The following is a 7,116-nucleotide window of genomic DNA, read 5'->3' as shown; positions in this document are numbered from 1 at the left end:
CGTATACGTAGATCTAGTTTAAGTCTTTGAGTAAGGCGGGACACGTGAAATCCTGTCTGAACATGGGTCGACCACGATCCAAGCCTAAGTACTCGTGCATGACCGATAGCGAACCAGTACCGTGAGGGAAAGGTGAAAAGTACCCCGACAAGGGGAGTGAAAAAGAACCTGAAACCGGATGCCTACAAACAGTCGGAGCCCAAGATACGTTCTGGGTGACGGCGTACCTTTTGTATAATGGGTCAGCGACTTAGTCTAACGAGCAAGCTTAAGCCGATAGGTGTAGGCGCAGCGAAAGCGAGTCTGAATAGGGCGTTCAGTTCGTTGGATTAGACCCGAAACCGAGTGATCTAGCCATGAGCAGGCTGAAGGTAAGGTAACACTTACTGAAGGGCCGAACCCGTATCTGTTGCAATAGATTGGGATGACTTGTGGCTAGGGGTGAAAGGCCAATCAAACTCGGAAATAGCTGGTTCTCCGCGAAATCTATTTAGGTAGAGCGTTAGTTTTATTCTCCAGGGGGTAGAGCACTGGATGGGCTAGGGGTCCTCACCGGATTACCAAACCTAACCAAACTCCGAATACCTGGAAGAAATAACTGGCAGACACACGGCGGGTGCTAACGTCCGTCGTGGAAAGGGCAACAACCCTAACCACCATCTAAGGTCCCCAAGTTATGGCTAAGTGGGAAAGGATGTGAGGATCCCAAAACAACCAGGATGTTGGCTTAGAAGCAGCCATCATTTAAAGAAAGCGTAACAGCTCACTGGTCTAAATAAGGGTCTTTGCGCCGAAAATGTAACGGGGCTCAAGCCATACACCGAAGCTGTGGATTTACTCTTATGAGTAAGTGGTAGCGGAGCGTTCCGTAAGCCTGTGAAGGGAGACTCGTGAGAGCTCCTGGAGGTATCGGAAGTGAGAATGCTGACATGAGTAACGATAAAGGGAGTGAGAGACTCCCTCGCCGAAAGTCCAAGGGTTCCTGCTTAAAGTTAATCTGAGCAGGGTGAGTCGGCCCCTAAGGCGAGGCCGAAAGGCGTAGTCGATGGGAACCACGTTAATATTCGTGGACCTGTGGGAAGTGACGGATTGCGTAAATTGTAAGGTCTTATTGGATTGATCTTGCAGTGAAGCAATTCCAGGAAATAGCTCCCACGTATAGACCGTACCCGAAACCGACACAGGTGGACAGGTAGAGAATACTAAGGCGCTTGAGAGAACTACGTTGAAGGAACTCGGCAAATTGCACGCGTAACTTCGGAAGAAGCGTGGCCCTTTAGCGGGCAACCGTTAAAGGGTGGCACAGACCAGGGGGTAGCGACTGTTTACCAAAAACACAGGGCTCTGCGAAGTCGCAAGACGATGTATAGGGTCTGACGCCTGCCCGGTGCTGGAAGGTTAAGAGGAGATGTGCAAGCATTGAATTGAAGCCCCAGTAAACGGCGGCCGTAACTATAACGGTCCTAAGGTAGCGAAATTCCTTGTCGGGTAAGTTCCGACCTGCACGAATGGCGTAACGACTTCCCCGCTGTCTCCAACGTAGACTCAGTGAAATTGAATTCCCCGTGAAGATGCGGGGTTCCTGCGGTTAGACGGAAAGACCCCGTGCACCTTTACTATAGCTTTACACTGGCATTTGTGGCGATATGTGTAGGATAGGTGGTAGACTTTGAAGCAGGGGCGCAAGCCTTTGTGGAGTCGTCCTTGAAATACCACCCTTATCGATATGGATGTCTAACTGCGGTCCGTTATCCGGATCCAGGACAGTGTATGGTGGGTAGTTTGACTGGGGCGGTCGCCTCCTAAAGAGTAACGGAGGCGCGCGATGGTAGGCTCAGAACGGTCGGAAATCGTTTGTTGAGTGCAATGGCATAAGCCTGCCTGACTGTGAGACTGACAAGTCGAACAGAGTCGAAAGACGGTCATAGTGATCCGGTGGTTCCGTGTGGAAGGGCCATCGCTCAACGGATAAAAGGTACGCCGGGGATAACAGGCTGATGACCCCCAAGAGTCCATATCGACGGGGTTGTTTGGCACCTCGATGTCGACTCATCGCATCCTGGGGCTGGAGCAGGTCCCAAGGGTATGGCTGTTCGCCATTTAAAGCGGTACGTGAGTTGGGTTCAGAACGTCGTGAGACAGTTCGGTCCCTATCTGCCGTGGGTGTAGGAATATTGACAGGATCTGTCCCTAGTACGAGAGGACCGGGATGGACGTATCTCTGGTGGACCTGTTGTGGCGCCAGCCGCATAGCAGGGTAGCTATATACGGACGGGATAACCGCTGAAGGCATCTAAGCGGGAAACCCACCTGAAAACGAGTATTCCCTGAGAACCGTGGTAGACCACCACGTTGATAGGTCAGGTGTGGAAGTGTGGTAACATATGAAGCTTACTGATACTAATCGTTCGATAGGCTTGATCGTTCTCATTCCCTCTATTCATTCTAAAATAAATTAAATCAACAGAGTAGACAACTTCTCTTTCTTTCTATGCTCTTCGCTGACTTGGTGGTTATGGCGGAGCGCCTGCACCCGATCCCATCCCGAACTCGGCCGTGAAACGTTCCAGCGCTGATGGTACTTTGTCTTAAGGCACGGGAGAGTAAGTCGCTGCCAGGTCTGCTAAGTGCATAGAAATAATGCTTCAACATCTTTCAAGAAAACATCTAAAAGTCGTTGTATTATCTCGACGAAAATCCTTTTTAATGACGCGGGGTGGAGCAGCCCGGTAGCTCGTCAGGCTCATAACCTGAAGGTCGCAGGTTCAAATCCTGCCCCCGCAACCAATCTTCTCTCTTTCAGAAAACAAATAATCCTAAAAATATACTCATTGTTTTTATCTCTCGCCTTAATAAAGTATAATAAGAGGCGACAAGACAGATAAAAAACAGGCTCCTGATCGTTATTTTATTCTTCTTGTGTCATTGTATGTCAATGGATCGTTTAAGCCTCAAGGCAAGGGACAAAAACAAAATGTGGTGTCCTCCTTCATTGGTCGTTTCCCTTCATTTTGAGGTCAGTATTAGGGGTATAGAGAGGGGCGACAAGGAGCTAAACAGGGATCCCAAATAAGAGGGATAAGGATCTGAAAATAAAAAGCATCTTCTTTGGCTCCTTGAATAAAAAAGCTGCGCGCAAGGTGCAACTTTTGGAAGGTCGTGCTTCATTTGTAGAGCTTTTGTCTGCTGAAAAGCTTCTTTTATCTGAAAATCAAAGTGTTTAAAATTTATAAGAGTGATACTGTCTTTTATAACCGTAATATCCGGAAACGCTAGCAATTAAAGCACCAAGAAGGCTACCCAAAAAACTCCATATCCCAATCTTAGAAACTGTACCAACTGCTTTATCGCCAATCTCACGGCTATTTTGGACCACTTTATCAACTTTGTGTGAGAGAGCATCTACATGTTTGTTTAAGGATTGAATAGCCTCTTTAGTTTTTTTGTTGGCTGTTTGATAAATATCAATTGCACGGTCTGCCGTCTTTTCTGCTTCAGCTTGTGACATACCGTTATTGATCAAGCCATCGATGACGTCACGACGATCAATTTGGGTATTGAGCTTTTTAACACGATCCGAGAGGCGTTCTCCAAGCTGTTTAGTCAAAAGACGATAGTTAGAAGGGTCATTCTTAACAGATGTCATGGTAGATCGAATATCTTTGATGGATGCTCTATAGGCATTGTAGAGAGTGTCTGGATTGAGAGCTGGAATATCGCTCTTGTTTAAAAGTGCCTGTAACTCATTGCTGAGTTTGTTAAAATCAAACAGAACGTTATTTTTGTCATTGAAAAAATTCTCAAAATTGTTGCCTTCTGTGAGGGAGATAACCTTTCTGCCTTCAGAGCCTAGACCACTGATCACTTGTCCCGTGGCAGAAACAACTCCAGAAACAGTCTTCGCTCCTAAATGAACCGCTCCAGAAAGTAAAACTGTGCTTTGGATCGCCACCAAAAGCATGAAAAGGCACCAGGTCAAAAAACCGTGAAGGGCTCCTGAATGATTGGCAAAACGACCGGCAATATATCCCCCAAAGCTGAAACTTAGACAAAGAACAAGGACCGAACTAATTTCAACAGAGAGAAAGCTCTTCTCTAGAGAAAAGGCAGAAGAAAAACTCATCTGACCAAAGCCTAACGCTGCTAACAAAAAGGAAAAACATACCGATGTCGCTAAAAGCGTTAGTAAACCAGCAAAAATCGATGACCAAGATAAACAAGGACGCGAATAGTGACAAGTCTCCGTCTCTAAAGAAAATTGGTCTGTAAAATGTCTTTCTAAGGGGTGTTTCGTTGGGATCCGCGTTTCCATCTCTCTCTCCTTCAATAAATCTAAAACCTAAAATGGTCCAAACCAAATCAAGTTCCAAAAAAGAAAAAAATAAAAAAATCCTCCAAAAATTTTTAAAAAATCAGTTCAATCAGAAACAGAAAAAGAAAAAAATAACCTTGCAATCAAACATAACAAAATACTTAATAAAAGTATAAAATTCGATATGTTTGATAATCTGATGATTACAAAAGAATAATAAATCTTATAACTTATGCACCGCAGAACAAAAAATGGTCATGAAGTTCTTTTAGAAAACTTTATAAATGAGTGTTATTAAACCCAAGAAGCTGCGCAGAGTTAAAATTGTAGATTTGACTATACAGTATTATGTAAAATAACAGTCAATGGTAGAGTATAATACGGAGAAAATTTAATCGGGAAAGGTGGCAGCGCTCTTTATATCAAAGAAAAAGGTTTGTTTTTAGAAATGAATATATTAAGAAACAAAATTGTTCATATAAAACTCCGCGGTAAAAAAGAAGCTGTATCATAATTTTTGCTAGTGGATTAAAAAAGGGAGAGTTTTGTTATGTATCAAATTGATTACAATAGTTATCGTTCTATAAAAAGCTTTAATCGTCGTGTTCGCTTTCTAGTTATGCACTACACTGCAGTTGATTTTAAAGAGTCAGTTGCAGCTCTTACGGGTGTTAAGGTGAGTGCACACTATCTTGTTCCTGATCCTTCGGAAAAAACGTATATTGAAGCGGGGTTTAAGGATATGCGTATTTTTAATCTAGTTGATGAAAATGAACGTGCTTGGCACGCCGGTATTAGTTCATGGGCTGGGAGAAATAACCTGAATGATACGGCTATTGGAATTGAGATAGTCAGTATAGTAACTGATGATAAGGGGATATTTACATTCCCTCCTTATAATCCCATGCAAATTGATGCAGTTAGAGAGCTTTCCTTAAATATTTTACAACGTTATCCGGATATTACGCCGACAAATGTGGTTGCTCACAGTGATATTGCTCCTAGTAGAAAAAGTGATCCAGGTGCAGCTTTTCCTTGGAAAGAGCTTTATGAAGCGGGTATAGGAGCGTGGTATGATGATGAATTGAAGGATTGCTATCAAGCTCAGTTCTCTAAGAGCCTTCCTGCTAAAGGAGATATTCTTGGTAAATTAAAGCAATATGGATATGATATTTCAATTGCAGAGAAGGAAAGCGGATACAAAATCTTAATTCGGGCGTTTCAGCTTCATTTTCGGCAGAGTAATTATGATGGAGTTTTGGATGCTGAAACGGCAGCAATTCTCTATGCATTGGTAGATAAATATTTTCCGTTAAAATAGTTTAACTTGTTTCATTAAAATATTTGGCAACTGCGATAGCGATTGTTTGGTATTAATTTTATTTATATTTGGCGGAGAGAGAGGGATTTGAACCCCCGATAGAGTTGCCCCTATGCCGCATTTCGAGTGCGGTGCTTTCAACCACTCAGCCATCTCTCCGTTTATTCAGACGAATAACATAACTTAGAATGTAATAAATTTTTATTCATTTTATAATTTCAGTTAGTAACGGTTTGATAATCTTCAATTTCTTTGAATACAAGCTCTTTTTTGCTTTTTAATTGGCTTTTCTTGACATAGAATGGAAATTCTAGCATATATCTATGCATGAGCGTGGAGTAATCTGCGCATATTTGTTTTTTGAGAGGTGTTTGCTATGCCTTTTAAAATCATTACGACTGATAAAAAGCAGCCTATTTTCTCTTGTTGATAAAGTAAAATAAGAGCTGGATCGAACGAAAGGATAAAAAATGTTCGCAGTCATTAAAACTGGCGGGAAGCAGTACCACGTTACTGCAAATCAGATCATAAAAGTTGAAAAAATTATTGGTGATGTTGGTAATGTTATTGAGTTAAACAACATATTAATGGTCTATGAAGGAAATAACGCAACTGTCGGTACACCTATTGTTGCAGGTGCGTTAGTTACAGCTGAAATTTTAGAACAAGGTCGTGCACGTAAAGTTATTTCATTCAAAAAACGTCGTCGTCAAAATTCAAAACGTACTCGTGGTCATCGTCAAGAATTAACGACACTGCGTATTTTAGAAGTTTTAACTGGTAGTTCAAAAACGCAAAAGATGACTGAAAAGTCCGTTAACAAGAAAAAAGAAACAAAAGTTTCTTCTTCTAGCAAAACTGCTAAAAAAACTACTGAAAAAAAAGCTGAGTCGAAAAAAGTAGTTCCTAAGAAATCAGAAAGTGAAAAGGATTAAAGGAGAACAGTCATGGCACATAAAAAAGCAGGAGGTTCTTCGCGTAATGGTCGCGATTCAGAATCAAAACGTCTTGGTGTTAAAAAATTTGGCGGTGAAGCTGTTATTGCCGGAAACATTATTGTTCGTCAGCGTGGTACACGTTGGCATCCTGGTAATAATGTTGGCATTGGAAAAGATCACACTCTTTTTGCACTTTCAAATGGAATAGTTTCTTTCAGCAAAAAAGCAAGTAATCGTTCTTATGTTTCAGTTATTACTATGGTAGAAACAGCAAAATAAGCTAGAATAGTTATAGAATTTTAAGCTTGCACGTTATTATTTGTGGGTACAGTGTGAGCTTTGGAGAGGTGGCCGAGTGGTTGAAGGCGCACGCCTGGAACGCGTGTATATGGGAAACCATATCGAGGGTTCGAATCCCTCTCTCTCCGCCAAATATCAATAAAATCAATAGGTTATCTAAAAGTTAGGGATTTCTGATTCCATTAATTCTATTATGTTTTTTCTGTTCTGTCCCTAACCTTTTTTGGAACTTTAGATTTGTTTGG

The 7,116-nt window shown here is 42.1% G+C and carries 4 protein-coding genes, 3 tRNA genes and 2 rRNA genes (1 of these 9 cut by a window edge); 7 read left to right on the top strand and 2 right to left on the bottom strand.

Annotation, left to right across the window (positions count from 1 at the left end; genetic code table 11):
• From BJB63x_RS04805 to BJB63x_RS04795, 3 genes are all read left to right on the top strand, one after another.
• Positions 1–2,425, top strand: a 23S ribosomal RNA gene (locus BJB63x_RS04805); it begins 390 nt to the left of the window's first position.
• An 80-nt stretch (positions 2,426–2,505) separates the two neighbouring features.
• Positions 2,506–2,620: ribosomal RNA gene (gene rrf / locus BJB63x_RS04800) — 5S ribosomal RNA — on the top strand.
• A gap of 90 nt (positions 2,621–2,710) precedes the next feature.
• A tRNA-Met gene (locus BJB63x_RS04795) sits at positions 2,711–2,787 on the top strand.
• Positions 2,788–3,220: 433 nt separating this feature from the next.
• Here BJB63x_RS04795 and BJB63x_RS04790 read toward each other — a convergent pair.
• Positions 3,221–4,312 carry a DUF3792 domain-containing protein gene (locus BJB63x_RS04790; RefSeq protein ID WP_078719223.1) on the bottom strand — a complete coding sequence of 364 codons (1,092 nt, stop codon included), beginning with the start codon at positions 4,310–4,312 and terminating at the stop codon, positions 3,221–3,223.
• A gap of 550 nt (positions 4,313–4,862) precedes the next feature.
• Between BJB63x_RS04790 and BJB63x_RS04785 the strand changes: the two genes are divergently transcribed.
• The gene (locus BJB63x_RS04785; RefSeq protein ID WP_078719222.1) at positions 4,863–5,633 is read left to right on the top strand and encodes an N-acetylmuramoyl-L-alanine amidase; all 771 of its coding nucleotides are present in this window, start codon (positions 4,863–4,865) and stop codon (positions 5,631–5,633) included.
• A gap of 69 nt (positions 5,634–5,702) precedes the next feature.
• Here BJB63x_RS04785 and BJB63x_RS04780 read toward each other — a convergent pair.
• Positions 5,703–5,792 (bottom strand) — tRNA-Ser (locus tag BJB63x_RS04780).
• Positions 5,793–6,103: 311 nt separating this feature from the next.
• Here BJB63x_RS04780 and rplU point away from each other — a divergent pair.
• The 3 genes from rplU (at position 6,104) to BJB63x_RS04765 (ending at position 7,002) form a co-directional block, all read left to right on the top strand.
• A complete protein-coding gene (gene rplU, locus BJB63x_RS04775; protein ID WP_078719221.1) occupies positions 6,104–6,568 on the top strand; it encodes a 50S ribosomal protein L21 in 465 nt (154 codons plus the stop codon).
• Positions 6,569–6,580: 12 nt separating this feature from the next.
• On the top strand, positions 6,581–6,850 hold the full coding sequence (gene rpmA, locus BJB63x_RS04770) for a 50S ribosomal protein L27 (protein WP_078719220.1): 270 nt from the start codon (positions 6,581–6,583) through the stop codon (positions 6,848–6,850).
• Positions 6,851–6,912: 62 nt separating this feature from the next.
• Positions 6,913–7,002: transfer RNA gene (locus BJB63x_RS04765), tRNA-Ser, on the top strand.
• Positions 7,003–7,116 lie beyond the last annotated feature (114 nt).

It is taken from the genome of Bartonella sp. JB63, assembly GCF_002022665.1.
Lineage (GTDB): Bacteria > Pseudomonadota > Alphaproteobacteria > Rhizobiales > Rhizobiaceae > Bartonella.
Note: the sequence above shows the minus strand (reverse complement) of the source record. Positions and strands in the feature narration are given on the sequence as shown.

What these genes read in the sequence shown, in the direction of transcription:
- BJB63x_RS04790 (WP_078719223.1), bottom strand. Translation starts at nt 4,312, where the DNA reads ATGGAAACGCGGATCCCAACGAAACACCCCTTAGAAAGACATTTTACA.
- rplU (WP_078719221.1), top strand. Translation starts at nt 6,104, where the DNA reads ATGTTCGCAGTCATTAAAACTGGCGGGAAGCAGTACCACGTTACTGCA.
- BJB63x_RS04785 (WP_078719222.1), top strand. Translation starts at nt 4,863, where the DNA reads ATGTATCAAATTGATTACAATAGTTATCGTTCTATAAAAAGCTTTAAT.
- rpmA (WP_078719220.1), top strand. Translation starts at nt 6,581, where the DNA reads ATGGCACATAAAAAAGCAGGAGGTTCTTCGCGTAATGGTCGCGATTCA.